Annotated in this window: 1 protein-coding gene; it reads left to right on the top strand. The window is 64.5% G+C overall.

Translation table 11 applies throughout. The features are described from left to right. A partial coding sequence (locus CFB49_RS35380; RefSeq protein WP_143329362.1) for an aminotransferase class III-fold pyridoxal phosphate-dependent enzyme occupies positions 1–712 on the top strand: 712 nt, incomplete at both ends.

The raw sequence follows: 712 nt of genomic DNA, 5'->3' as shown, positions 1-712 counted from the left end.
AGGTGATCGACGGGATGGCCGGCCTCTGGTGCGTGAACGTCGGCTACGGCCGCAAGGAACTCGCCGACGCCGCGTATCGCCAGATCCAGGAACTGCCGTTCTACAACACGTTCTTCAAGACCACGCATCCGCCGATCATCGAGCTGTCGGCGATGCTCGCCGAAGTGACGCCCGCCGGTTTCAACCACTTCTTCTATTGCAACAGCGGCTCGGAAGGCAACGACACCGTGCTGCGCCTCGTGCACCAGTACTGGCGCGTGCAGGGCAAGCCGCAGAAGAAATACGTGATCTCGCGCAAGAACGGCTATCACGGCTCGACGATCGCGGGCGGCACGCTCGGCGGGATGGGCTACATGCACGAGCAGATGCCGTCGAAGGTCGAGCACATCGTGCACATCGACCAGCCGTATTTCTTCGGCGAAGCGCAGCCGGGCGAGACACCCGAAGCGTTCGGTCTCGCACGTGCGCAGCAGCTCGAAGCGAAGCTCCTCGAGCTCGGCGCGGAGAACGTCGCGGCGTTCATCGGCGAGCCATTCCAGGGCGCGGGCGGCGTGATCTTCCCGCCGTCGACGTACTGGCCGGAAATCCAGCGGATCTGCCGCAAGTACGACATCCTGCTCGTCGCGGACGAAGTGATCGGCGGGTTCGGGCGCACCGGCGAATGGTTCGCGCACCAGCACTTCGGCTTCGAGCCGGACCTGATCACGATGGC

Source organism: Burkholderia sp. AU17457 (assembly GCF_002223255.1).
GTDB lineage: Bacteria > Pseudomonadota > Gammaproteobacteria > Burkholderiales > Burkholderiaceae > Burkholderia > Burkholderia sola.
Note: the sequence above shows the minus strand (reverse complement) of the source record. Positions and strands in the feature narration are given on the sequence as shown.